At 43.5% G+C, this 22,563-nt stretch carries 18 protein-coding genes; 11 read left to right on the forward strand and 7 right to left on the reverse strand.

Features of this window, described 5'->3' with window-relative positions; all coding sequences use genetic code 11:
* Positions 1-87 precede the first annotated feature (87 nt).
* Together rpiA and thsA are read left to right on the forward strand one after the other, a co-directional pair.
* Positions 88-786 (forward strand): ribose 5-phosphate isomerase A, encoded by a 699-nt coding sequence (gene rpiA, locus ACPK8D_RS12505; protein WP_424718186.1) that lies wholly within the window; start codon positions 88-90, stop codon positions 784-786.
* 247 nt (positions 787-1,033) lie between these two features.
* Positions 1,034-2,677: a thermosome subunit alpha gene (thsA, locus tag ACPK8D_RS12510; protein WP_424718187.1), complete on the forward strand. Its 1,644-nt coding sequence runs from the start codon at positions 1,034-1,036 to the stop codon at positions 2,675-2,677.
* A 186-nt stretch (positions 2,678-2,863) separates the two neighbouring features.
* Here the strand turns inward: thsA and ACPK8D_RS12515 are convergent, their stop codons facing one another.
* Together ACPK8D_RS12515 and ACPK8D_RS12520 are read right to left on the reverse strand one after the other, a co-directional pair.
* Positions 2,864-3,610, reverse strand: a complete 747-nt coding sequence (locus tag ACPK8D_RS12515) for a DUF2119 domain-containing protein (RefSeq protein ID WP_424718188.1) — start codon at positions 3,608-3,610, stop codon at positions 2,864-2,866.
* Positions 3,579-4,244, reverse strand: a complete 666-nt coding sequence (locus tag ACPK8D_RS12520; RefSeq protein ID WP_424718189.1) for a S4 domain-containing protein — start codon at positions 4,242-4,244, stop codon at positions 3,579-3,581. The genes ACPK8D_RS12515 and ACPK8D_RS12520 overlap by 32 nt, the downstream gene beginning before the upstream one ends.
* A gap of 477 nt (positions 4,245-4,721) precedes the next feature.
* Between ACPK8D_RS12520 and ACPK8D_RS12525 the strand changes: the two genes are divergently transcribed.
* Positions 4,722-5,651 (forward strand): bile acid:sodium symporter family protein, encoded by a 930-nt coding sequence (locus tag ACPK8D_RS12525; protein ID WP_424718190.1) that lies wholly within the window; start codon positions 4,722-4,724, stop codon positions 5,649-5,651.
* 62 nt (positions 5,652-5,713) lie between these two features.
* On the opposite strand, the gene ACPK8D_RS12530 is transcribed toward ACPK8D_RS12525, so the two are convergent.
* Both ACPK8D_RS12530 and ACPK8D_RS12535 read right to left on the reverse strand, forming a co-directional pair.
* Entirely contained in the window at positions 5,714-6,121 is a 408-nt protein-coding gene (locus ACPK8D_RS12530; protein ID WP_424718191.1) for a hypothetical protein, read from the reverse strand.
* A 744-nt stretch (positions 6,122-6,865) separates the two neighbouring features.
* Positions 6,866-7,450 (reverse strand): nucleoside deaminase, encoded by a 585-nt coding sequence (locus ACPK8D_RS12535; protein ID WP_424718192.1) that lies wholly within the window; start codon positions 7,448-7,450, stop codon positions 6,866-6,868.
* A 913-nt stretch (positions 7,451-8,363) separates the two neighbouring features.
* Between ACPK8D_RS12535 and ACPK8D_RS12540 the strand changes: the two genes are divergently transcribed.
* The 7 genes from ACPK8D_RS12540 to ACPK8D_RS12570 all read left to right on the forward strand — a co-directional run bounded on the left by ACPK8D_RS12540 (position 8,364) and on the right by ACPK8D_RS12570 (position 19,479).
* Entirely contained in the window at positions 8,364-8,951 is a 588-nt protein-coding gene (locus ACPK8D_RS12540) for a DUF2589 domain-containing protein (RefSeq protein WP_424718193.1), read from the forward strand.
* A 74-nt stretch (positions 8,952-9,025) separates the two neighbouring features.
* Positions 9,026-9,703 carry a hypothetical protein gene (locus tag ACPK8D_RS12545; protein WP_424718194.1) on the forward strand — a complete coding sequence of 226 codons (678 nt, stop codon included), beginning with the start codon at positions 9,026-9,028 and terminating at the stop codon, positions 9,701-9,703.
* Between the two features lie 18 nt (positions 9,704-9,721).
* Positions 9,722-10,294 carry a hypothetical protein gene (locus ACPK8D_RS12550; protein WP_424718195.1) on the forward strand — a complete coding sequence of 191 codons (573 nt, stop codon included), beginning with the start codon at positions 9,722-9,724 and terminating at the stop codon, positions 10,292-10,294.
* A gap of 1,156 nt (positions 10,295-11,450) precedes the next feature.
* A complete protein-coding gene (gene uvrA / locus ACPK8D_RS12555) occupies positions 11,451-14,468 on the forward strand; it encodes an excinuclease ABC subunit UvrA (RefSeq protein ID WP_424718196.1) in 3,018 nt (1,005 codons plus the stop codon).
* Between the two features lie 183 nt (positions 14,469-14,651).
* A complete protein-coding gene (gene uvrC, locus ACPK8D_RS12560; RefSeq protein ID WP_424718197.1) occupies positions 14,652-16,202 on the forward strand; it encodes an excinuclease ABC subunit UvrC in 1,551 nt (516 codons plus the stop codon).
* A gap of 138 nt (positions 16,203-16,340) precedes the next feature.
* On the forward strand, positions 16,341-18,353 hold the full coding sequence (uvrB, locus tag ACPK8D_RS12565) for an excinuclease ABC subunit UvrB (RefSeq protein WP_424718198.1): 2,013 nt from the start codon (positions 16,341-16,343) through the stop codon (positions 18,351-18,353).
* A gap of 529 nt (positions 18,354-18,882) precedes the next feature.
* On the forward strand, positions 18,883-19,479 hold the full coding sequence (locus ACPK8D_RS12570) for a PEF-CTERM sorting domain-containing protein (RefSeq protein ID WP_424718199.1): 597 nt from the start codon (positions 18,883-18,885) through the stop codon (positions 19,477-19,479).
* 92 nt (positions 19,480-19,571) lie between these two features.
* Here the strand turns inward: ACPK8D_RS12570 and ACPK8D_RS12575 are convergent, their stop codons facing one another.
* The gene (locus ACPK8D_RS12575) at positions 19,572-19,943 is read right to left on the reverse strand and encodes a hypothetical protein (RefSeq protein ID WP_424718200.1); all 372 of its coding nucleotides are present in this window, start codon (positions 19,941-19,943) and stop codon (positions 19,572-19,574) included.
* 147 nt (positions 19,944-20,090) lie between these two features.
* On the reverse strand, positions 20,091-21,236 hold the full coding sequence (locus tag ACPK8D_RS12580) for a TIGR04083 family peptide-modifying radical SAM enzyme (RefSeq protein WP_424718201.1): 1,146 nt from the start codon (positions 21,234-21,236) through the stop codon (positions 20,091-20,093).
* 280 nt (positions 21,237-21,516) lie between these two features.
* Here ACPK8D_RS12580 and ACPK8D_RS12585 point away from each other — a divergent pair, with 280 nt between their 5' ends.
* Positions 21,517-21,711, forward strand: coding sequence for a YegP family protein (locus ACPK8D_RS12585; RefSeq protein ID WP_424718202.1), 195 nt, complete (start codon positions 21,517-21,519; stop codon positions 21,709-21,711).
* Positions 21,712-21,828: 117 nt separating this feature from the next.
* On the opposite strand, the gene ACPK8D_RS12590 is transcribed toward ACPK8D_RS12585, so the two are convergent.
* Positions 21,829-22,236 (reverse strand): inorganic diphosphatase, encoded by a 408-nt coding sequence (locus tag ACPK8D_RS12590; protein ID WP_424718203.1) that lies wholly within the window; start codon positions 22,234-22,236, stop codon positions 21,829-21,831.
* Positions 22,237-22,563 lie beyond the last annotated feature (327 nt).

Raw genomic sequence — 22,563 nt, forward strand, 5'->3', positions numbered from 1 at the left:
AGACATTTCCAGTTTAATTTCAGTTTAATTTCCAGCTTAAAACCCTCGTGGTCCTTTTTTCAGGATTTGAACCGGAAAGGAATATACATGACAGAAAGAAATACATCCGCCGACTCCCAGGAAAAACGCGCAGCCGGCATTGCTGCATCGAGGCTGGTAGAATCGGGAATGATAGTGGGGCTTGGAACGGGCTCAACAGTTGCATATACGATAAAAGAACTTGGCAGGCGGGTAAGGGAAGAAGGGCTTGAAATCCTGGGTGTTGTCACATCATACCAGTCCGAAATGCTTGCCATAGAAGCCGGCATCCCTCTGGCCACCCTTGCCCAGCACCCGGAACTGGATATCGCTATTGACGGAGCAGACCAGATCGATTCAAAACTGTATGCAATCAAAGGTGGGGGAGCTGCTCATACCCGGGAAAAAATAGTATCGGCATCCGCAAGACGTTTCCTGGTCGTAGCCGACGAATCAAAAACGAGCACGCAGCTTGATAAGGCCGTACCGGTCGAGTTTCTCCCTTTTGCAAAAACACTTGTGATTAAAAAGATAAAGGAGCTTGGAGGAAAGCCCGAGCTGAGGTCTGCTTTAAGAAAAGACGGGCCTGTGATAACCGATAATGGGAATTTCGTACTTGACGTTGATTTTGGTGTAATAAACGATCCTGAAAGCCTTGCCCTCAAACTATCTTCAATTCCGGGAGTTGTTGAGCATGGGATATTTTCCAATGTGGATGAACTCTATATCGGGAAAAAAGACGGGTCAGTGGAGATAATCAGAAAATGAATCTGGTGCGAAAGTACAGTTACACCTTCAAACAGTTTCACCCTCAAGAATCAGTATATACCCGGTATGTTTTTATAGAAGTATTATCAGTAATTTTGTGATCAAATACTGCTTCAGATAAGGCAACTGATGAAATTATATTTTCAGGCTGATCTCGGGCTAAAATGACTGTAAGCCAGGATAACTTCAAATTATTGAGTAAAAGTCTTCGACATATGCACTTCATTTTAAGGAGGTTTTGGTTCAGATGGAAAAAGGTGGCCAGCCAATCATAATAGTAGATCCTAGAAAAGAGCAGACAAAGGGAAAAGAAGCGCTCAGCATGAATATTGCGGCTGCAAAGGCAGTGGCCAGCATAGTCAAGAGCACGCTCGGACCGAGAGGAATGGACAAGATGCTTGTCAATCCTCTCGGGGATATCACAATCACAAACGACGGTGCAACCATTTTACACGATATGTCCATCGAGCACCCGGCAGCCAAGATGGTGGTGGAAGTTGCAGAATCACTTGAAAGCTCGGCCGGGGACGGGACTACAAGTGCTGTCGTGTTCACAGGCAGTCTGCTGGAAAAAGCAGAAAGCCTTATTGAGAGCGGAGTCCACCCGACAGTTGTTGTTAAGGGATACAGGCTTGCAGCCGAGAAGGCTGTTGAGATCTTTGAGAGCCTGGCAGTCTCTACTGGCGAGAACGAAAAGGAAATGCTTATCGAAGTTGCCAGAACATCTATTACGGGCAAGGCTTCCGAAAAATACAACCGTTTGATTGCGGAACTCTGTGTGGATGCCGTGCTCGCTATTCGCGAGAGGGGAATAGTTGACCTTAAAGACATTATTATTACAAAAGATGTAGGCGGCAAGATCGAAGAGACCGAGTTCGTCGAAGGCATTGTAATAGACAAGGTTGCTCTGGACAGGGAATTCCCTCAAAAAATAAAGAATCCCAGAATCGCCCTGATCGATGCCCCCATGGAATCTGGCAAGACTGCGAACAAAGCAAAACTCCAGATCAGCGCATACGGCGATATTGAGAATTTTGTAAAGCAGGAAGAAGCAGCTCTGTTTGAAATGGCAGACCATGTTATCAGGGCAGGCGCGAATGCGGTTTTCTGTTCCAAGGGCATGGATGACAAGATTGCGGCCTACCTGCAAAACCGGGGAATCTATGCCACCCGCAGGGTTAAAAATGAGGACATGCAGCACCTTGCAGACGCCACAGGCGGAAGGCCTATCCGCAATATCAAGGAACTGACCCAGAAAGAGCTCGGACATGCAGGGCTCCTTGAACAGGACAGAAACGGAGACCAGGGTAAAACCTACCTCAGGGACTGCAAGGGTGCAAAATCCGTATCACTTGTTCTCAGGGGCGGTACCGAACATGTGGTTGACAACCTTGAACGCGCAATTGACGATGCCCTCAGAGTAGTGAAATGTGCAGTAGAAGACGGCAAGGTTGTTGCAGGCGGCGGCGCTTCCGAGATCGAGGTTGCACTCGAACTTCGCGCATTTGCCCCCGGCGTAGGCGGGCGTGAGCAGATGGCAATCAGGGCTTTTGCAGACGCCCTTGACGAAATCCCGAGGACAATTGCCAGGAATGCAGGCCTGGACACTATCAACACATTGGTGAATCTCAGGGCAAAGCATGCTGAAAACAAAAACGCAGGTCTGAACATCGTTACGGGCGCTGCCGAAGATATGTTTGAAAAAGGCATAGTGGATCCTCTCAGGGTTAAGGTCAACTCCATTAAAGCCGGCTCCGAAGCCGCAGTAATGGTGCTGCGTGTGGACGATATGCTCCGCGCCCAGCGCACTGGAATGCAGGACGTCAAACCGGAACATATGGCAAGCACTTACGACGGGATGTCAGCTCCTGCGCTTAACATGCACAGATAAAGCCCAGCCTTTAAATTAAGCTACGAAAAGCACGGTAAGCACAGGAATCTCTGTGCCCGTGTTTATTTTAGTTCACTTTTTCAGTGTTTTCCGTGATTAGTTTCATCTTAAGTGAACTTTTTCTTGTCTGTTTCTGAGTATAAACCCGGTGTTTTCGAATTGCTCGCTGCTGAGACTGAGTGGAAATCAAATTTCCCCGTAAAACCGCCGGTAATCTTCGATTGCCTTTTTAGCCTGGGCAGGGAATTCTTTTTTCATATATTCAATGAATTCGTCCCTTGATTGAATCTCCTTGAGAATTTCAAGCATGCGGACGGTAAATTTTCTTGATTCCACACTTCCTTTCCGGAGTTCAAAAGAGAGACAGAGGGCTTCTTTTGGAAAATACTTTTTCCGGATCCACGGAGAAACCGAGCCTAGAAGCACTCCTGCTTTCAGAATGCTATAGGCAGGCACTCCTATAAGTTCGAGCCTGTTCCTTCCGGCCAGTTTTTCAAGGTTTTCGCTGGAATAAGAATGGAGCTCGATATAGATTTCGGGTTTTAGCGCTTCAATTGCCCTGAGAATCTTCTTTCCGGGTCCTGAATAGTAATCCGGGCTCAGGGTTGAAATATACTTTCCGCAGTCTACAACTGGAATTAAAGCAAGAGTGCCTGTTTCCGGAGGCTTGATGCCCTTCAGGAGTTCGGTTGTATCTTTCCATTCCTCCCCGTGCAGGCCTGCAACAAAGAGCCGGACTGGTTTCCCGCTGCCGTAAATTTTTATCCCGGGATCCGTATTCGAATCTGGCAGCTTTTCTGTGCATTTGTGCTCGCCGGGAAGGGAACCCCCGGAACCTTCTGCTCCGTCAGCGTTCATCCTTTTCGATGCCTCAGAACTCTTTTTCTTCGGGCGGCTTTTCCTACTCGGGCAGGGGTTTTCTTGCGATAACATAGATCTCCTGCTTTTCGGAACTGATGACCTGCTGAATTTCGAGCCCAAGGTTCTCGACTTTACTTAGGATGGGTTTGGGATTCTTCTTTTTTGAAATTTTAACAACCTGGAGCAGTTTTCCCCCGGCTTTCAGCAGAGGCAACAATCTCGAAAGAGCCTTGATTGAATCTTCAGGCTCCAGGGTCATATCCGAAAGAACAACATCTACGGGTTCTTCGGAGAGTAATTTCAGGGGTACGGTAAAAACATCTCCGAATATTACGTCAACGTTTTCCCTCTCATATGCGATTTTTCCAAGTTCGCTCCTAAAATCCTTGCTGAATTCGATGCCTTTAACGTGGCCTGCAATTTCCGAGGCAAAGAGGATAAACCCGCCTGCACTGGACCCAAGGTCAAGCACCCTATCCCCTGGCTTAAGAATTCCGCTTTCTTCCTGAATTCGCTTGAGTTTGAAATAGCCCTGAGGCTGATCCAGACCCTCGGTAACCTCAATTACATCCTCAGTAGAAACGTCTCTGGAAACCTTCGTTACCGTCGTTCCGTTAACCTTAACATTTCCGGCAACGATAGCAGTCTTGGCTCTCCCCCTCGATTTGAAATATCCCATATCTACAAGGTATGCATCCAGTCTCATGGGGCATTGTATCGGAATAGCCTGTATATATAGATAACAAGTCGATTGCAAGCCTGTATATATAAGTAGCAAGTCGATTGAAATAAATTAAAGGAAGGGAAAAGCCAGATGTGGAAACGTAATTTGAGGGCGTAAAACTCTTTTTAACACCCAGTAACCCGGTATCATTTATATATTAAGTATAATAGTACATATAGTACATGTAATTTCCAAATTAATTACAGTTTTATTATTTATTGATAAGAAATGGATATACTTTTAAATGGCAATTTCATCTATATTTTATTAAGGCACGCATCCGGTTCTTTATTCAGGTTCTTTAAGGATACTTGAGCCAGTACAATATGTTTAAAAGTTCTTGGTTTTTGTGCGAGTCTACTTTATAAATATCTCCTTTTCAGCGTTTTACAATTCAATTCTTCATCCCTGAAATCTGGTGAGACAGTGTATCAAGAAACTCTTAAAAAATTTACATCGTTGTTCCCCCTCTGGGCGGTTCTCCTATCGGCTGTCGCATACGTTTATCCTGAATATTTTGCTCCCCATCAGGGGCTTATAGTACCCTTTTTAAGCCTGATTATGCTTGGAATGGGAGTTACTCTCTCGGTGGACAGTTTCCTTGCAGTATTGAAGAGACCGTCGGCAGTTGTCCTGGGCACTTTAATGCAGTACACTATTATGCCGCTTGCAGCCTGGATTGTTTGCCTGGTTCTGAAGCTTCCGGCCGATCTGGCTGCGGGCGTTATCCTGCTGGGCTGCTGTCCGGGCGGCACGGCTTCCAACGTGATTTCTTATTTAGCAAAAGCCGACGTGGCTCTTTCAATAGTCCTTACCTCGGTTTCTACCCTGCTGGCCTTCCTTGCAACGCCTTTCCTTACCTGGGTTTTTATAGGCCAGACCGTCGACGTTGATGTCACGGGCATGCTTGTGAGCGTTGTAAATGTGGTAATCGTGCCTGTGGCGCTCGGGCTTGCAATCAACTACTTTTTTGAAAAACGGATAAGCGCGGTCCGGGAGGTCTTTCCGGCAATCTCGGCCGCAGCCATAGTAATCATTATTGCCGTGATTATAGGGACAAATAGCGCGAACCTTGAACAGAGCGGCCCGCTGGTGCTGCTTGCAGTTATCCTGCACAACGGGCTTGGCCTTGCGGGCGGCTACTGGGTTTCAAAGGCCCTGCGATTTAGCGAAACCGAAGCAAGGACTATTGCAATCGAGGTCGGGATGCAGAACTCCGGCCTGAGCGTCGCCCTTGCGATAAAACATTTCACGGCTGCAGCCGCGCTTCCGGGTGCGATCTTCAGCATCTGGCACAACCTGTCCGGAGCTTTCCTTGCAGGGCACTGGTCAAAAAAGAGTGTAACTGATAGTGATAAAAAGGAGACGCCCAATAAAAAGAGTGTCTAAAATACAGGTACTGTCAGGAAATAAAAAAGGAACAGGAAGTTTTGGCCTCATTAGAAAAACTATTAACGCCTTCCGCTTCGTCTGATTCGTGGGGTTGTTGTTTTTACTTTCGTTTTTGGCCTGTTTCCTGTATCCTGAATTAATGAATTTTTATTTGTTGTGCCGGTTGTGTCTGTCGGATCTTTTGCGTCAACCTTTCTTGAAAGGTCGGAGGCATCCGTTTTTGTCGCCGGGTCTGGGGTAACGTAAGCTTTCGCAGCCCGGAAATTCGATGTCACGTGTCTGTTCCACAGGCTTGACCAGAAAAGCATTGACAAGAAACTGGGATGCCCGCTCTGGGTAGTACTATTATAGGAAGGAGTTGACGTATTATTATCTTCTACTGGTTTTTCCTGTCCGATGCAGCCGCTCAGCCCGCTGGTAATCAGCAGCATGACCAATAGTAAGCTTATTAAACTTATTTTTTTCATTGAAAACCTCTATTAAAAAGTATCTTGTACTTTAATCGGAGTGTTAAGTTTCCGAGTAAAAGCTATCATGGGTAAGTTTGTATATCTCTTTTCGAATTCCCATAAATGTATCAAAAAGTTTTGAATAGAGTTGGGAGTTTATTTTTTGTGTTGACTACCTTACATGAATCATTTTACCCATTTTTATAAGTTGTCAGCCTGAATCTTTTGAGCATTTAGAGGATTAATAATCTTTTTGTTATGTGTATTATGCGTACTCTCATTTAGCTTTTTTATTTGCTCACCTAGGTGTGCAGTTAACCATAAAGTGCTGTATCTAAGTTATCAGTTTTTGGTTCTTGTCTTTTGTTCCTTCCCCAGTTATAGACAATTCTCTTTGATACAAACGCAGTAACGGGATGTTTATGGATTGCTATAATCAATTGCAGATATGAAAGACGTAAAAGACAACCTGAAAATAGAAAAACAGCAACTTTGCAGGGCAAGACGTTGCTATCGTGTTTAACCTTTGAATACCTGACATACGAAACATTAGTTATTGATAATTGCCTGTGATATGAGTAATATTAATTCAAGTGTATACTGAAAAATAACAGTATTGTGAAATCCTTTTACATTCTAAAGCTAAGAATTAATTTTTTGTGTCATTCGTTTTTTAGTACAAACTATTTTTCATTAAATAAATTTAGGCTGCTAGACTCTTTAAAAGGACTGATTTTAACAATATGATGGGGGGCTTGGGATTTAGATCCTATGGAACGTGCGAACAGCAGCCAGTCCTTTCCAATCTTCGATGTCGAGTTCCGGTTTTTCGGCCCGATATTTGGCATACAATGCTATTCCCACAGCGTCTTCAAGGATATTGACTTTGACGCCCTTCTCGCGCAGCATCTGTTCATTGCCCGAGGCGTTAGTAATATCGCCTACGACAACACGGTCGAACTGCCGCATATATATTAATGTGGCGCAAATCTCGCAGGGGCTGAGTGTTGTGAAAATTGTGGTATCACTGAAGTCCTGTCTTCCCGCATCGCGTATCGCCGAAGTTTCACCGTGGTTGTAAGGGTTATTGTCCTGCACAAGCGTATTATGCCCTTTGCCGATAATCTGGCGAGTATTATTATTTATTATGACTCCCCCGATGGGGCAGCCACCCTCATCATAGCTTTTTTTTGCAAGTAAAACTGCTATACGCATAAAATTGCGGTCGCTAAGTTTACCGAAGAATTTATCTTCAACTATCGCAGGAAGACTTTTCGTGGGCAAATGGGCGATGACGTTAAGAGCCTTATCCGTAACAGGCGTGTCCTGTGTTATGAAGCGTTTCATAAGCTCACCTTTTCAAATTACTATAGCCTCATTTTCGGCAATCGCAATAGCTTGAAAATCAACTTTATGACAGGTATTTTTGATAAATACTCTCTACAGTAATGTTAGCCCCCTCAATAGGGTCGCCCCCGATGGCGGCAAAGGCTTGTCGTATTGGTCAATATTAGTACAACGCCTATTGCCAGCAAAATAGCAATTATCAATTTTTCTCTACCTTAAAGCATTTGTTTACCTCCGTTTATTTATCCTAACTTCCTCGTCTTGTTTAATATCTTTTGTAACATTTGGGTATTTAACAGTATGTTATACGAATCTCTGAATGTATTTCGAATTCTGAACCTTCTATGTTATACTTTTTGATGTTGAAGGTATCGGTTTTTCAGGAAAATCCAAGTGTATAAGGATCAAATGCTGGCTTATAAATGCGAGAATAATATTAATGAAAATTTTCTTATGCAAATTCTGCAGCAAAAGTTCTGTGGCAGTCATGGCTCGTACCGAGAATGCCCACAATATGGGCGCAATGCAAAAATTAACACAAGGCTTAATTTAATTACGGTTTTTTTATAAAGTTGATAAAAGTGTTAATTGTTAGAGACTTTGGTCATACAAATTATATGGATGTTTAGAAGTTGTAATGTTTGGAATTCAATCGGGTGTGAAACAAGCGATTGGAATCCAAAAATCCGAAATCTCGACTGCTTGCTTACAAAACGAAATCTAGAGAAGTAATTGAGTTTTGGGATCTGCTCTATGCTACACAAGCTCGGGCATTCTCTACAAGCGCTCAATCATTAGTTGACTACAACTAAAGTCTAGAAGCGATTGAAGAGTTATCTCATAAGGCTGTTGGTGAGATGCAAGTAGTAAAGAAGACGAAATACATCGAACCGACATAGAAAGGAGGAAGATTATGAGTATAGGTCAGGAATTATCATCCATAGATTTTCAATCAATGATTGGCGGCCCTTTGAACGCCGTAATCAAAGCTCAGGCACAATCTGCACAGACATCGGTTGACTTCATTAAGAGTGTTGGGTTCAATGGGCCAGAAACGGAAGACGCTGGGAAACCAACGATGGTCACTTTCGAGTATGATAAAATTTTCCAGGAGAAAGACGAACAGGGTAACATTGTCTACACGCCGAGACCAATGAAACTGACTGTGCCGATTCTCACTATGCTTCCTATTCCCTTTATCAGAGTATCAGATGTATCGATTGATTTCAATGCGAAAATCAATTCCGTTGTGGAGTCGACAACGACATCATCCTCGGAATTGAATGCATCTCTCGGAGTCAAAGGCGGATGGGGTCCAGTATCTGCGGAATTGAAATGCAGTTACAGCAACAAAAAATCAACATCAGCAACTGACAAGACGGAACGAACTTACAGCATGGCTATTCATGTTCAAGCAGAACAGGATGAGCTTCCTGCAGGTATGGAAAAGCTACTAGGTGTTCTTGAGAACAGCATAAAAGAGGTACCGAAAGCCGCGTAATTTGATTTTATTAGCAGGCAGGTAAAGGAATATTGAATATCCCTTTACCTTCCTAGAAACATAGGAGATTAAATATGGCAGACTTGGGTAGCCTTTTAGGCTCATTGATGTCCGGATTAATCAGTGCAAGGCGCATGGCTGATGAGCAAACGGCAGCACTTGCAGAATACTACAAAAGCATCCCTCTTCTCGAAGGTTTATCAGTTCCTCGCATACGAATCCCTGAATTGACAATTGATATGCCGATGCTTATCGAGAAACATGTAGAAGGAGAAGATGGAGAGATGGAAGATCCGATAAAGCTTACAGATGTAGCGCTAGAACAACTGAAAACTACCTTATCTAAGAACGATATAAAGATTAACCCTACTTTCCATGAAGCATTCGTAAATGAGGTAAAAGATCGGCTTGAGCTAGAAAAACAAACAGGAGCTCCTGTAATGAAAGAAACCATTGTGCGTAGTGTTCAAGATGCTTTTGCTGCCACTTTGACAAAGACGAAAACTACTCTGACTGCAGTAGACCAGACGGCCATTTCAAGAGATCTCCGGGGAAAAATATCAAAGGAAGGTATCGCCAGAGAGAGGGTACCTTCAAGTATTGTAGCCAATATCGTAACGGCCGATGTTAAAGAACATGCATCAAGCACAAACGTTGTGCGCCTGAGAATCACACTTAAAGAGGAAGGTCTAGAGTGGACTACCAGGGCGAGCGAAGCCGGTGGTGTAACGAGTACGTTACAGCCGGAATGATTGAAGGAGGACCACAGGATGCAATCTATTCTGCGGGAAAAACTCATGATCCAGGCGACAAAACTTGCTGCCGTCAGCAATATTTATCGTACCGAAGATTATCGCTTTGTGGATGCTTACTTTACATGGCTTGAAGAAGCTGAGAAAGAGCTGGCTGCCTTACGATCTCCCATTAACATAATGCTTCAGGCAGAAAAAAGTTCTTTGACTTCGATTCTGGATGGTTATGTACCCAATCACATTCAAGCAGGAAAAAGTACAAGGAAAATACAGAAAGCTGCTGCAGCCCAATCGCTGGAAAAAGTCTCAATAGAGATCTATTCCAAGATCGAAAATATTGATCACGCCCTTGATCAATCGAGCGAAAAATTATGTAATGCCATTGCAATTCTGGCAATCAAGGAACCTGAATTGTACAAGAGGCTTCAAGTAAACCAGCATGCAATAGATACTATATGGAAAATGCTTGGCGAAACACCCGAGACCATACCAATTTATAATTATTTTTGTGCAAAGCTCGTATCTTCGGACATAAATTACCTGCTCCTGGATATTATACAGAAAATTGAAAGCAATAAAAATCACACTTGAAGGATCATTTTAAAATATTTTTATATTGCGGGCTTCCTGTACCGAGAGCATTTAGTTCTTCACAACTATCAGTGCTCTCAATCCATTTCCAAATACAAGATAAATATTCCAATTGGAGAGAAATAGCTCTTGTCTATACCCTTAAAAACTGTAGACAAACAAATCGCAGTAAATAGTTTAATAAAAATTTCAGACTAAAAAACTTACAAGATAGATGCTTTCTTAAGATATAATGTTGCTATCCGGGACATTTTTATTGATCATAATAGAAAAATAGTTATGAAACTTTTATAGATTTAAAGAATAAGAGATTAAAGAAGCATTCTTGAATTCTCGATAGGCTCTCAAAGATCATATTTTTAGTTAATCTGTTTCAGTAGTATACTTTTAGAAAACATAGAGTACTGATATTATGGTACATTCTCACTAATTTAACATAAATCTACTAAAATATTCTAAAGTAGATAATTATTTATATGATAGGCATAATCTAGCCATCCGTTATATGATTAAAAGCTTAAGTTCCGCTCTTCCTGCAGTTTACCGATATTTTTTCCTCGTTGTTTTTTGGGGATGAGTTCCTGGCTTAACAGATTTATTCACGCTGGTTTGTAGACAAAATCATTATTCCGGACTGAAAGTATTGAAGGCAAACAGATATAAAATTAAAAGTAAGAGTATTATACAATTCACTGTCGGTAAACCTGATTTACTGCACGCAAATTCGAAGAAGCATTTATCTATTGCTTAATACTTTCACTTCGCTATATCACTCTATTAATAAAAAGTCTGCATTCTGCTGTATGTATCGAAAAACGGGGTAGTATGAATCATAAAACTGTCATCTCTTGTATAAGTAAAACCAGGATTTGTGAATTATAACTAGTTATTTATAATAATACATAGAATTATCTGCCTGAACTAATGGCTTGATAAGTGAATATAAAATCTAAGTTTTCCATAAAGGTTCTTAAAATTAATAAATTCAACTACTTCTGGATTTCTTAGTCTCAGACTTAAGATCCAGATTTTACTCTGAATTCAAAATTCAGACTGCTCGAACTCTAATTTCAAATTCTGTAATTCCAAACTCTGTATTTAACTTTAAAATTCTCATCTAACCGATTCAACTGGACAAAAACCCGAGAGAAGGAAAATGAAAAATATTATTATTAAAGGGGCACGGGAACATAACCTGAAAGATATCACGGTGGAACTCCCGCGGGACAAATTCATTGTCATTACAGGCGTTTCGGGGTCAGGGAAATCTACCCTGGCTTTTGATACGGTTTATGCCGAAGGGCAGAGGCGCTATGTGGAGTCCCTCTCAGCTTATGCGCGGCAGTTCCTCGGGCTTATGAATAAGCCGGATGTGGACAGCATCGAAGGGTTATCTCCGGCAATTTCCATTGAGCAGAAAACGACCTCGAAAAATCCCAGGAGTACGGTCGGGACAGTCACTGAGATTTATGATTACTTGAGGCTGCTTTTTGCAAGAGTCGGCACGCCTTACTGCCCGACCCACAATATAAAAATCGAGTCCCAGTCCCCTGAAAGGATTGCGGACAGCCTCAGCAGGGAATGCGAGGGCATGGTTACCATTCTCGCGCCTGTGGTTCGGCAGAAGAAAGGGACATACCAGCACCTCTTCAGGGAACTGAATAGCGAAGGCTTCGCCCGGATGAGGGTAAACGGGGAGATCCACAGGACTGACGATGAAATTACCCTTGACCGCTACAGGAAGCATGATATTGAAGTCGTGATCGACCGGCTGGATCCCTCGGAAGACCGCTCAAGGCTTGTCGAAGCCTGCGAAAACGCCCTCAAGAAGGCAGACGGGCTCTTAATTGCGGTTGATTCGGAAGGAAAAGACCACCTTTATTCCTCGAATATGGCGTGTCCGATATGTGGCATGGCTTTCGAAGAGCTTCAGCCAAGGATGTTTTCCTTCAACAGTCCCTTCGGGGCCTGTGAAGCCTGCAACGGGCTTGGTTTTAAGATGGAGTTCGACCCTGATCTGATCATTCCGGACAAAACTCTCTGCCTTGCCGACGGAGCTGTTGCCCTGTACAGAAATTACCTGGACAGTTACCGGAGCCAGCACCTCGCAGCCGTAGCAAAACACTTCGGGTTCGACATTTTCACCCCGATTGAGGCTCTCTCGGAGAAGCAGTATAATGCTCTTATGTACGGCTCGGACGAACGCATGCAATTCAGCATGAGCATGAAGAACGGAGACGCACAGTGGTCTCATAAAGGAACCTGGGAAGGGCTGCTTCCGCAGTCCGAGAGGCTGTACAACCAGACAAAATCCGATTACCGGCGAAAGGAACTTGAAAAATTCATGCAGGTTAAGCACTGTCCGAAATGCGAAGGCAGGCGCCTGAAGGAAAAAGTGCTTGCAGTAAAGCTCGGCGGAAAATCCATTGTGGATGCAACCGATCTTTCAATTCTGGACTGCATCCAATTTTTCGAAAACCTGGATCTCTCAGAAAAGGAAAGGGAGATTGCAAAGCAGGTTTTAAAGGAAATCCGGTCCAGGCTTGGCTTCCTTGAGCATGTGGGGCTCGGCTATCTTACCCTTTCCCGGAGTGCAGGCACTCTCTCAGGTGGAGAAGCCCAGCGCATCCGGCTGGCTACCCAGATCGGCTCAAACCTCATGGGCGTGCTCTATGTGCTCGACGAACCCTCAATAGGGCTGCACCAGAGAGATAACGAGCGGCTTATCCAGACCCTCCAGACCCTGCGGGACCTTGGAAACACCCTGATAGTCGTGGAACACGATGAAGATACTATTCGGGCTGCGGACTACGTACTCGATATCGGGCCAGGGGCAGGCATTCACGGAGGTTATGTGGTAGCTGAAGGTACGCCTGAAGAAATTGAAAAGCATCCTGAATCCCTGACAGGCCAGTACCTCTCGGGAGAAAGACAGATAAAACCGCCTGCGCTTCGAAGGCAAAGTGATGCGTTCATCAGGCTCAAAGGCTGCAGGGCAAACAACCTGAAGGATATAGACGTGAATATTCCCATAGGGATCCTGACTGTGGTTACAGGGGTTTCCGGGTCCGGAAAATCCACTCTAATTTACGATACCCTGTACAAAGCCCTGATGAAGAAAATAAATAAGTCAAGTGTAACGCCAGGGGACTATGATGAGCTGGTCTTTGATTCCGAGATCGATAAAGTAATCGTTATTGACCAGAGCCCAATCGGCAGGACTCCTCGCTCAAACCCCGCGACCTATACGAAGGTTTTTGATGCCGTCAGGCAGGCTTTTGCCGAAACCAAGGAAGCCAAAATCCGGGGCTATAAAAACGGGCGTTTCTCTTTCAACGTAAAAGGAGGACGCTGCGAAGCCTGCCAGGGAGAAGGGCTGATAAAAATCGAAATGAATTTCCTGCCTGATGTGTATATCGAATGTGAAGAATGCAAGGGTACACGCTACAACCGGGAAACCCTCGAAGTAAAGTACAGGGGAAAATCGATTGCTGAAGTCCTGGACATGACTGTAGAAGAGGCTGCTGAACATTTTGAGAATATTCCTGCAATCAAAGGCAAACTCGATACCCTGACAAGAGTCGGGTTGGGCTACATCAAACTTGGTCAGAGCTCAACAACGCTTTCCGGCGGGGAAGCCCAGAGGATCAAGCTGACAAGAGAACTCTCTAAAAAAGGTACAGGAAGGACGATTTATCTCCTTGACGAACCCACAACCGGGCTTCATTTCCATGACGTCAAAAAACTCATTTCAGTCCTTAACGGGCTTGTAGCAAAAGGAAACACCGTGGTTGTAATCGAGCACAACCTGGATGTAATTAAATCCGCAGACCATATCCTCGATCTCGGCCCCGAAGGCGGGAACGCAGGCGGGGAAATTGTTGCCGAAGGAACCCCCGAGGAGATATCTCTGGTTCAGGGAAGCCACACTGCACACTTCCTTGCTCCCAGGCTTTCAACATCATATCTTAACATGTCGGGAGCAGAGCCTGTTGAGGCCGTTTTTGAAGAAGGGGAAGAGTTTGAGGCCGATTATGAAGAGTTTGACGATGATCTGACTGGTGAATCTGAAGACTTTGAAAAAGATTCTGAGGAGGACTCTGAAGACGATTCCAGAGGTTTCAAGCACAGTAAACATAGGACTGACAAAGCGCTCGAAGAGCAGCTGATTTAAAACTTATTTAAAGTTGATTTAAGCTAATTCAAGCTGATTTGAGCTAATTTTAGCTATTTGGCTAATTTTAGCTAATTTGGCTAATTTTAGCTAATTTGAGCTATTTAAGATGAGTTATAAGCTAATCTAAGCTGATTTAAACTACCCATAACGACCTAGGAAACTTGAAAATGAGGCTTAAAAATGATTGACCTGGAGGCTCTTCCTCACTTGCCTGGTTGTTATCTTTTCAAAAATGAAGAAGGGACTGTGCTGTATGTAGGCAAGGCAAAGGACCTTAAAAAGCGGGTGAGCAGCTATTTCCAGAAACGAGACCATGACCCGAAGACCGAGAGCCTTGTACAGGCTGCCAGGGGCCTTGACTTCATTGTCACGAATACGGAAGTAGAGGCTTTCCTCCTTGAAAATACCCTGATCAAGAAACACTGGCCAAGGTACAATATTGCTCTCAAGGATTCAAAGCGGTATGCCTGCATTCATTTAACCGAAGAAAAGTTTCCAAGGATCAGGCTTTCCCGAAAAAAGGTAGACAGTGGGATATCTTTTGGGCCCTTTGTATCGGCAAAGGAAAGAGATTACATTTTTGAGGTTGTAAGAAAAACCTTCCAGCTCAGAACCTGCAAGCAGATGCCGAAGCGTGCCTGCCTCAGGTACCATATAGCGGCATGCAGCGGGCCCTGCATGGGGGCAGTTTCCCCGGAAGACTATGCCGAGAAAGTGAAGAAAGCCAGCTCGGTCCTGAAAGGCAATATCAAAGAGCTCATCGAGTCCATGGAAAAAGAGATGAGAGAACTGGCATCCAGGCAGCAATTCGAGCAGGCAATGGCTCTCAGGGACGAAATTGCAGCCCTTGAATATCTCCAGGAAAAGCAAAATATGGAGAGGCAAAAAAAGCATAACGAGGATATACTGAATTATATTGTCAGGGATGATACCGTTTATCTTATGCTCTTCAAGGTCTACAAGGGCACACTGGAGGACAAGCAGGACTATGTCTTTGCCTTCGGAGAAAATTTTCTGGAAGAATTTCTGGTACAGTATTATTCCGAGAACGAGCCGCCTGAAGAACTGATCCTGCCCGAACCTCTCGAAGAGTCGCTAGCTGATTTTCTTTCACATGTCAAGGGAATAAAGGTGAAAGTCACGGTTCCGAAACAGGGAGAGAAAAAGGAACTTCTTGATCTTGCCCTGAAAAATGTTGAGATCGGTTTCTTCGGGGACCGGAAAAAGCTCGAAGCCCTGCAAAGTAAACTATCCCTTCCGAAACTTCCGAATGTTATAGAATGTTTCGATATCTCGCATCTCTCAGGTACGGCTACGGTCGGCTCCATGGTGCAGTTCCGGGGAGGCAGACCTGATAAACACAACTACCGCCGCTTTAAGATCGAGAGTATTGAGGGGATTGACGATTTCGCTTCCATTGCCGAGGTTGTACGCAGGCGTTATTCCCGCTTGCTCGAGGACAAACATGACCTGCCTGACCTGATCATTATAGACGGGGGAAAAGGGCAGCTCTCCTCGGCTTTCCAGGAACTCCGGAAATTGAAGCTCAGGGTTCCTATTATCTCAATAGCCAAGCGGGAAGAAGAAATCTATGTACCCGGAATTAAGTCTCCGCTTCCCATCAAAAGAAATGAAAAAGCCTCGCTCTTTGTCCAGGAAATTCGGGACGAAGCCCACAGGTTTGCAATTACCTATAATCGCCTGCTAAGGCAAAAATCCCTGATTCCTTAAGAATTCCATTCTTAAGAGTCCCTCATCCCTTAAAAATCCTGAATTCCTTAATTATCTACACAATTATATATTTATACATTTAATAATATGTTTACGTACTTGATAAACTACATACTCAATATTAAGGGTCTTGACTTTATGAATTCTTCCGATCAAACATCCCAGACTTTAGCTCAAAAAATCTCAGAATCAATACATGATGCCCGATATCGGGACAGCCCGCAGTTCAGGCTGGTTTCCGATTTTGAGCCCAAGGGCTCCCAGCCGCAGGCAATTGAAAAACTTGTGGAGGGGCTGAAAGAAGGAAATCAGTTCCAGACTCTGCTTGGGGTGACCGGGTCAGGGAAGACTTATACCGTGGCAAACGTCATAAACCAGGTCAGGAAACCGACCCTTGTTATTGCCCATAACAAAACCCTTGCCGCCCAGCTCTATAACGAATTCAGGGAGTTCTTCCCTGAAAACAGGGTGGAGTACTTCGTCTCCTATTACGATTACTATCAGCCTGAGTCCTATCTTCCTGCTAAGGACCAGTATATTGAAAAAGATGCCCAGATCAACCCGAAGATCGAGCAAATGCGGCTTGCTGCCACCGCTTCCCTGATGTCACGCCAGGATGTTATTGTGGTGGCGTCCGTATCCTGTATTTACGGGCTTGGCAATCCTGAAAACTTCCAGAAGATGGGATTTGAATTAAAGGTCGGAGATAAGGTCCAGAGAAAAGAAATTCTGCAAAAGCTCGTTGAGATCCAGTTTGAACGGAACGACCTTGAGCTTATGCCAGGCCGTTTCAGGGTAAAAGGGGAAACCATTGATATTATTCCCGGATACTTTGATAATATTATCCGGATCGAGCTTTTCGGAGACGAGGTTGATAAGATTTCCGAGGTAGAGAAGCAGACCGGACAACGAACGGAAGATCTGGACTATTTCTTCGTTTATCCTGCCAGGCACTATGTTATTCCTGAGGAGGAGCAAAAAAGTGCGATTCAGTCCATTCTCGAAGAGCTTGAAGCCCATCTCCCCGAACTCGGGCTGCTTGAGTCTCACAGGCTAAAGCAGCGCACGCTTTATGATATGGAAATGATTCAGGAAACCGGGAGTTGCAAGGGCATTGAAAACTATTCCAGGCACTTTGACCACCGCAAGCCGGGAGAGAAACCTTTCTGCCTGCTTGACTATTTCCCTGAAGATTTCCTGCTGGTCATTGATGAGAGCCACCAGACCATTCCGCAGCTTCACGGGATGTATAATGGGGACCGCTCAAGAAAGAAGAGCCTTGTCGATTACGGGTTCAGGCTTCCCAGCGCCTACGACAACAGGCCTCTGAAGTTCGATGAATTTGAAAAGTATATGAAAAATGTGATCTGTGTCTCGGCAACCCCTTCAGATTACGAAAGGGAGCACTCCGTCCAAATAGTGGAACAGATTATCCGCCCTACAGGCCTTGTTGACCCTGAAGTAGAAATTCGCCCTCTTGAAGGGCAGGTCAGGGATGTTATGCAGGAGATCCGGAAGATCGTGGAAAAGGGTGATCGTGCCCTTGTGACCACCCTGACAAAAAAACTTGCTGAAGAACTGACCGAGTACCTTGCCAGGAACGAAATCAAAGCCCGCTACCTGCACTCGGATATCAAAACGATGGAAAGGACTGAGATTATCCGCGAACTCCGCCTTGGCAAATTCGATGTCCTTGTCGGGATTAACCTGCTCAGGGAAGGGCTTGATATTCCGGAAGTGGGCTTCATCGGCATCCTGGATGCGGATAAAGAAGGTTTCCTGAGAAACTCAAAGAGCCTGATCCAGACTATAGGCCGCGCAGCCCGGAACGCCAGCTCGAAGGTTGTCCTGTACGCCGACAATATGACCGATTCCATCAAAACAGCCGTTAATGAAACCGAACGCCGCCGCTCCATGCAGATTGCCTACAACAAGGAACACGGCATCGTCCCGACAACCATCATAAAACCCATAAGGGAAAAGGTTGTGGATATTACCGACACCAAACACATCCCGAAAACCGATATTTCTAAAATGATTATCGAACTGGAAGCCGAGATGAGAGAAGCTGCCGATAGGCTGGACTTCGAAAGGGCAATTCAGGTAAGGGAATTGATAAAGAAGCTGGAGAAAGAGATAAAGGTAGCCTGAGAGGGTTATATAAATTTTTTGTTTTGCTCTTACTTCTTCTCCTTTTTTCCAGCTTCCTTTTTCTACCCTCATTTTCTGTCTTTTATGTCTTTTTTTGCATCTTCTTTCATTTTTTATTAACTGTCCTTTATTTCAGTCTCATCCTATCAGAAATCTATCCAGTCAGATCTTGCAGGAATCAGGCTCAAAAGTCAAATAATGTCCCATGATATTTTTTTACATACAGGTTTATAGAATATGGAAATTATTCCGAAAGCTAAATCTTCATTTTCTTCGAGATTAATTTCTAATTCAATGGCTACCGCTGTTTATTATTTTGATCGTTAGAATTATACAGTCTAAAGTATATCAAACTAAATAAGTTTATCTGTTTATACTAATATAAGAAAGATAAGACTTTTTTAATATTTATGAGATTTTCGATTAACTGTAGTCACTACTACGGAATATAGTGGTAAATTTCGATGACCTCATAGGATGTAAAAGTCTCAGAAAAACATGTGTTTAGTTTCGATAAGGAGGTTTGATGATGAAAATAAAATATATTATTGTTGGAGTTCTGTTGTTTTTACTAGTTGCGGTCAGCTCTGCGAGTGCAGAAGAACTGGATTTTTCTAACACTCCAGGAGCTACCGATGCAGTGAGTGTTTATGCAACTTACAGTGGTAATACATTAACGATTTGGGCGGAACCTAAAGGTGCATCTGTAATTTCAGCAAGGATAGATGAAATAGGTTTTAATCGCCCTCTTTCTAAAGTGGATGTAACAACAGGTGGAGCCTATAATGTCCTGGACAGTTTAGGTGTTTACTGGAATTTTAAAGATAGTGATGCGCAGGTAGACGGTGTTGGGAAATATGCTTCTGTTTTTCATAGTCCAGGATCAAAGGCAACTAGAGTAGTAGTTACTTTTATAGATAATGAAGATATTCCTGAGAATGCTGCTGGTTTTGAAGTAGCTGCTCATGTTGCTTGGACTACCAATACTGGCACAGGTGAAGGAACTGCTGATGGAAGTGCTTTCTTTGCAGGCGATTCCCAGATCCCGGAATTCCCCACACTGGCTTTTCCAGTTGCTGCAATACTCGGACTGCTGTTCATTACACAGCGTAGAAAAGAGAACTAATCCTTCTCTTTTTTTCTTTTTGTCCATTCTTATTTTGACAGTTTCTAGCCGTTTACTCTAAAAATCTAATTAAAAACTGTAATTAGATCGAATTAAACATAATACTCAACATAAAACCGGTAAGCAACCTGAAGTTCTTCCAGTTCCCTGGGTTCCAGCTCAAAATCAGGCTGGCCGGTTTTGTAAATTTTTTCCCCGAAGTTTTTGAAGGTAAGTTCGCATTTTATATTTTCGGGAAGTTGAGCCTCAAAGCTGTCGCATTTATTACGGATTTTCAGGACAAGCTTTTCTACTTCTTCAGGACTGAATGTTTTCTTGTTTTCAGGGCTGTAATTTACCTCAACTATCAATTCTTCCTTGCTCGTTAAATCCGCCCAGAAACCGGAAAGTTCGCTTCCTTCTATCCTGTAATCCTGAAGCTCGAAACTTCTTGTGATTGTGTTCTTGATTTTACCCTCTTCCATATGCTTAGTTTAGAAAATGGGTCTATATAAACTCTCTTAAAAACGAAAAAGGTCTTAAAAATAAGGAATAGAGTTATTTGAGGCCGGTTAAAGGAGATCGGGTAACATTACTCCCCGAGTAACTCAACTCCCGTTTAATTCCGGTTCTTAGAGTTTCTTAAGCATGAGGGACATTATTCCGGGTTTTGAAGGTTGCATGGTCTGGGGCATAAACATACTGTCCATCCCTGAGGACTCACCGAACATTTCCTCGTTGACACGCTTGTTTATTTCATCAAAAATCATCTTATAGGCAATGCAGTGAGGGTCAACGCCCTTTACTTCACCGTCTGTGGGTACTATGGCATTGTAAGGGCATCCGCCTCTACAGTATTTGATATGGGCGCATTTCCCGCATGCTGTATCCACATATTCTTTAAATCTGAACATCTGCTTCCAGGCTTCGGATTGGGCAAGGTCTGCCATGGTAGGGCGGTCATAAACATTGCCCATGACGTATTCGGGCATTCCTACAAAGCGGTAGCAAGGATATATGTTTCCCTCAGGGCCGACTGCAAAAGTATCTCCCATGCAGTCAACGTAAGTACAGACCGTGCCTCTGCCTGTGAATACGCATTTGCACATGTGGTCAATATTCATAACGTCAATCCGGCCCAGGTTTTCCAGATATTTGTCAAGCAGATAGAGCAGGAGTTCTCCGTGTTCTTTCGGGTCAAGTGTCCATTTCTCAGGATTTTCGCCCTTTATGGAAGGCAGGCAGGGATGGAACTTAAGAGTTAAACCTTCCTTAAGATAAAAATTGAAAATATCTTCTTTAAATTTTATCGAGTGAGAAGTGAAAGTGGTAATAAACTTTACACCAAGTCCGTGGTCCCTGGCAATTTCATAGCCTTTCATAGTTTTGTCGTAGTATCCTTTTCCCCTCTGCAGATCGTTAAGTTCTTTTGGGCCGTCAAGGCTGGAGCCTATGGGAATATTATATTCCGCAAAAATCTGGGCTATCTCAGGAGTCATTTTCCAGAGGTTTGTCTGTATTGCAAAAGCTATTTTCCTGGGGCTCAAGCCCTCAACCAGAAGCGGCAATGCTTCCCTGTAAAATTCTGCCCCTGCCAGGAGCGGCTCCCCGCCGTGGAAAGTAAAAGTAACCGAATCTCCTCTGAAAACTTTAAGCCACTCAACCACTTCTTTTATGGTCTCGAGACTCATTATCGGGGACTTTTCTTCGGAACTCCAGCAATAACTGCAGTTAGCGGGGCAACCAAGGGTCGGGATCAGCATTACATGAAAAGGCATATTTAAAGCACCCCTTTTTTAAGCTTCTTTAAATTATTAGTACTTTTCTAAGTTATCCTATGAAGAAATAAGACTGGGTAAATCTGTAATATTTTATATGCATAATTTATATAATTATTAGACAGAACCTACTGAGAATTCATCTTTAACTTTTTTGTAAATCAGGATTCTAATTGAATTCCATCAGATTCAACATAGAACATTATTTTAACAAGTAATCTCAAATATATTACAAATCTTAAGGTTGATTTTATAACTGCTTTTTATAAATCGGGGGAAAATGTCAAAATTTGAAGTATATGCGGATGAAGTGGGGGGATATCACTTCAGGTTGAGGGCGAGAAACGGGCAGATTATAGCCGTAAGCCGGAGCTATAAAAGCAAAGAAGGCTGCCTGAAAGGTATCCAGTCCGTAAAATCAAGTGCCACAGGCGCACGTATTGTTATACTGGAAGAGAGACTTGAAACGGATTAAAAGTGTGAGTTTAAAATTAAAGATAGAGTCTAAAAGTAAGAGTGTTAGTCTAAAAGTAAAGATGTAAATCTAAAAGTAAAGGTATAAATCTAAAAGTAAGGACATAGGTCTAAAATGTCAGCGTAAGTTCCGGAATTCGATTCCTTCAAACCTGCACGCTGCAATTTTTCCCTCCCGGAAAGCATAGAGGAAGATTTTGAACAGTGCATAAAGCCTGAAATAATAAGCTAGCAGGACAGGAGAGCGAAACCCGCTGATGTATACGATTTTCTTATCGTCCCTTACAGAATCGTCCAGGAATTTTACGATTCCGTCAAAAGCGTCCCTTTCCAGTGTGCTTCCTCTCGGCAGGCGGGGCCCAAGCACCACAACATCTTCTTCCATTCCGTCAGCGCTTTCTGTTCCCTCTACAAAGCCGTAATTGAAAAATGTGGGCAGGGGGGAAAAGAAAGCCCTTTCATAGCCTTTTTCTGTCCTGTTATATTTCCAGAAACTGTACTTTGGAGTTTCTATAACAATTTTCATGAAAACTGACCCTGTCTTTGCTATTCAGGAATGAGCTTTTCAGGCTTCTTTTCAGCCTCAGATGTTTCATTTCTCAACCCTGCGTTTTTTCCACTTCTCAGCCTTATATTCTTTTTGTTTCGCAGCCCATGTTTTCCAATACTTTTTAGCCTTTTCTGCAAAGCCAAAAGACATATATTAAAATAGTTCTTGAAAGACGAATATAATTGAGCTTGTTTCAAAACTACTTCCAGACCCTTTAAACCAATATTTTGGAGTAGATAACCAACATCAATAAAGCTAAATGGAATATCTGTGTTTAGCCAAAACCATTAGTAACCGGAGTTT

This window comes from Methanosarcina sp. (genome assembly GCF_049706645.1).
GTDB lineage: Archaea > Halobacteriota > Methanosarcinia > Methanosarcinales > Methanosarcinaceae > Methanosarcina.

Excerpts from the sequence above, each read along its gene's own strand:
- rpiA (WP_424718186.1), top strand. The coding sequence starts at position 88 with ATGACAGAAAGAAATACATCCGCCGACTCCCAGGAAAAACGCGCAGCC.
- thsA (WP_424718187.1), top strand. The coding sequence starts at position 1,034 with ATGGAAAAAGGTGGCCAGCCAATCATAATAGTAGATCCTAGAAAAGAG.
- ACPK8D_RS12515 (WP_424718188.1), bottom strand. The coding sequence starts at position 3,610 with ATGTTATCGCAAGAAAACCCCTGCCCGAGTAGGAAAAGCCGCCCGAAG.
- ACPK8D_RS12520 (WP_424718189.1), bottom strand. The coding sequence starts at position 4,244 with ATGAGACTGGATGCATACCTTGTAGATATGGGATATTTCAAATCGAGG.
- ACPK8D_RS12530 (WP_424718191.1), bottom strand. The coding sequence starts at position 6,121 with ATGAAAAAAATAAGTTTAATAAGCTTACTATTGGTCATGCTGCTGATT.
- ACPK8D_RS12535 (WP_424718192.1), bottom strand. The coding sequence starts at position 7,450 with ATGAAACGCTTCATAACACAGGACACGCCTGTTACGGATAAGGCTCTT.
- ACPK8D_RS12540 (WP_424718193.1), top strand. The coding sequence starts at position 8,364 with ATGAGTATAGGTCAGGAATTATCATCCATAGATTTTCAATCAATGATT.
- ACPK8D_RS12545 (WP_424718194.1), top strand. The coding sequence starts at position 9,026 with ATGGCAGACTTGGGTAGCCTTTTAGGCTCATTGATGTCCGGATTAATC.
- ACPK8D_RS12550 (WP_424718195.1), top strand. The coding sequence starts at position 9,722 with ATGCAATCTATTCTGCGGGAAAAACTCATGATCCAGGCGACAAAACTT.
- uvrA (WP_424718196.1), top strand. The coding sequence starts at position 11,451 with ATGAAAAATATTATTATTAAAGGGGCACGGGAACATAACCTGAAAGAT.
- uvrC (WP_424718197.1), top strand. The coding sequence starts at position 14,652 with ATGATTGACCTGGAGGCTCTTCCTCACTTGCCTGGTTGTTATCTTTTC.
- uvrB (WP_424718198.1), top strand. The coding sequence starts at position 16,341 with ATGAATTCTTCCGATCAAACATCCCAGACTTTAGCTCAAAAAATCTCA.
- ACPK8D_RS12570 (WP_424718199.1), top strand. The coding sequence starts at position 18,883 with ATGAAAATAAAATATATTATTGTTGGAGTTCTGTTGTTTTTACTAGTT.
- ACPK8D_RS12575 (WP_424718200.1), bottom strand. The coding sequence starts at position 19,943 with ATGGAAGAGGGTAAAATCAAGAACACAATCACAAGAAGTTTCGAGCTT.
- ACPK8D_RS12580 (WP_424718201.1), bottom strand. The coding sequence starts at position 21,236 with ATGCCTTTTCATGTAATGCTGATCCCGACCCTTGGTTGCCCCGCTAAC.
- ACPK8D_RS12585 (WP_424718202.1), top strand. The coding sequence starts at position 21,517 with ATGTCAAAATTTGAAGTATATGCGGATGAAGTGGGGGGATATCACTTC.
- ACPK8D_RS12590 (WP_424718203.1), bottom strand. The coding sequence starts at position 22,236 with ATGAAAATTGTTATAGAAACTCCAAAGTACAGTTTCTGGAAATATAAC.